Below are 2,453 nucleotides of genomic sequence, written 5' to 3' on the forward strand. Positions count from 1 at the left end.
GTGAAGAGGAGGGGTCCGACGATCGAGGTCAGGCTGGTGAGCGCCGCCAGTGAGCCTTGCAGCTGCCCCTGACGTTCAGCGCTTCGATACTGACCAGTTACAGGCCATTCTTGAGCGCAGGGAAGCGGAAAGACAGGTTCAGCAGTGCTGTGATGAACGTGACAGCGTGATTGACGTAACCACCTCGCTGCGGGAAGCCATCAGTGAGCGGGACACTCTGATGCTAAAACAGACGCAGAAATCTGATCCCGAACAGGACGCCGTTTCCGGCAGGGTATTCGATTTTGAAAAAGAGCCGGAGAAGCTGAATGCACTGGTCAGCGATGCCATGAAGGACATACAGGAAGAAATTGACCTTCAGTCCCTTGTTAACGATGCGATGGCGGAGTTTCAGGAGATACATCAGGAAATGGAACGGCAGAAAGAGCGGGCGAGACTGGCGGAAAAACAGCGTCAGCAGGAGAAAGAGCGGCAGCGCATTGCCGAACAGAAACGACAGAAGCCCGATAAAGGCTGGTCATTCTCACGATAAGCAGGATTTGATATGAGCGACGAAATTAAACAGATTGCTGCCCTTATCGGGCATCATCAGGCGCTGGAAAAACGAGTGAGCACGCTGACTGAGGAGTTTCAGGCTGCCTCCGTGCAGTTACAGCGGCAGAGCGAAACACTGAGCAAGGTTATCCGGGAGCTGGACAGTGCGTCCGGTAATATGACCGATACAGTCAGAAAGTCTGTCAGCTCCGCTATGAATCAGGTTACGCAGGCGTTAACACAAGCCGGCACTGAGCAGCAGAAGCCCGCCGTGAATGCCCTTAATCAGGTCGTGAAAGCAGCTAATGACTCCGTTAACGCCATGCGCCGTGAAATGTATCGCTATACGTGGAAATCGGCGATTTATCTTGTGCTGACGATATTCTTCGTCCTGGCTTGCTGTGTGACGGCACTGACATGGTTTATGAATGACGGGTACAGCCGGATTGCTGAAATGCAGCGTATGGAAGCTGTCTGGCAGAAAAAAGCGCCGCTGGCTGATATCTGGGGTCTGACGCTCAGTGGAACGAAAACTCACGTTAAGCAACGTTTTCTGCCTCTGACGCCTCTTTTAATGGTCTCAGATGTCCTTTGGTCACCAGTTCTGCCAGCGTGAAGGAATAATGGCCGAGCATATTGATATGTCCGTGGCAAAGCGGGGAGAGGCGTGCGATATCTTCATCATTCAGTGTTTCACCCTGCGCCCGGAGATGATCCAGGGCTGCCTGCATATAAATAGTGTTCCATAACACGACGGCGTTAGTGACCAGCCCCAGTGTGCCCAGTTGATCTTCCTGACCGTCGGTATATCGTTTTCTTATCTCACCTTTTTGACCGTGACAGATGGCTCTGGCAACGGCATGGCGACTTTCTCCCCGATTAAGCTGGGTCAGAATGCGCCGGCGGTAATCTTCATCATCAATATAATTAAGCAGATACAGCGTTTTGTTGATGCGCCCCACTTCAATGATTGCCTGAGTCAGTCCGGAAGGACGTTCACTTTTCAGCAATGAACGGACCAGCACTGAAACCTGTACTTTGCCCAGCTTCAGGGAGCCAGCGGTCCGGATCATTTCGTCCCACTGAAGGACTATTTTTCGGGGATCTGATTGCCCTCTGGCAATATCATTCAGCACGCCATAGTCGGCATCATGGTCCATTCGCCAGAAAACCGAAGCACCGGCATCAGCCAGGCGTGGAGAAAACTGGTATCCCAGCAGCCAGAAAAGGCCAAAGACAAGTTCGCTGGCACCTGCTGTATCGGTCATAATTTCGGTTGGATTCAGCCCGGTCTCCTGTTCCAGAAGACCTTCCAGCACAAAGATAGAGTCCCTCAGCGTCCCCGGTATAACGATGCCATGAAAGCCGGAATACTGATCGGACACAAAGTTGTACCAGGTGATCCCTCTGTTATTACCAAAGTATTTGCGGTTCGGTCCGGCATTGATTGTTCTGACTGGCGTAACAAAGCGCATTCCATCTGCAGATGCCACTTCTCCTCCACCCCATATCTGTGCCAGTGGCAGCGTTGCCTGAAAATCAACCAGTCTGGCATTAGCGCTGGTGATAGTTTCAGCCCGCAGATAGTTCGCTTTTGTCCAGTTCAGCCGGTGTCGGGTCAGTGCAGGAACATTTGATCTGATCAGTGGTTCCAGACCGATATTGCAGGCTTCAGCCATCAGCACGGCGCTGATGCTGACGGGCAGATCATCAACTCTGGCACTGGCTTCACTAGCATGGAAAAACTCATCAGCAAATCCGGTATGGGCGTTAATTTCGAGCAGCAACTCCGTTAAATCCACCGGAGGGAGTAGATCACTGATCATTTTGCTCAGTCGTTTCGGCACTGTTGCAAATAGTCGGTGGTGATAAACTTATCATCCCCTTTTGCTGATGGAGCTGCACATGAACCCATTCAA

The 2,453-nt window shown here is 51.8% G+C and carries 1 protein-coding gene and 2 pseudogenes; 2 read left to right on the forward strand and 1 reads right to left on the reverse strand.

The features are described 5' to 3' along the window. Positions 1 to 64 precede the first annotated feature (64 nt). A pseudogene (mobA, locus tag OQV04_RS24240) lies at positions 65 to 532 on the forward strand (mobilization protein MobA); the annotation flags it as partial. A gap of 12 nt (positions 533 to 544) precedes the next feature. Continuing rightward, positions 545 to 1,150, forward strand: coding sequence for a tRNA modification GTPase (locus OQV04_RS24245; protein ID WP_306402929.1), 606 nt, complete (start codon positions 545 to 547; stop codon positions 1,148 to 1,150). On the opposite strand, the pseudogene OQV04_RS24250 reads toward OQV04_RS24245, so the two are convergent. Then, a pseudogene (locus tag OQV04_RS24250) lies at positions 1,074 to 2,357 on the reverse strand (Tn3-like element Tn3 family transposase); the annotation flags it as partial. The gene OQV04_RS24245 and the pseudogene OQV04_RS24250 sit on opposite strands and share 77 nt — an antisense overlap. Positions 2,358 to 2,453: the final 96 nt, after the last annotated feature.

Source organism: Escherichia sp. Lx600-2 (assembly GCF_036662595.1).
In the GTDB taxonomy this organism is placed as follows: Bacteria; Pseudomonadota; Gammaproteobacteria; order Enterobacterales; family Enterobacteriaceae; genus Escherichia; species Escherichia coli.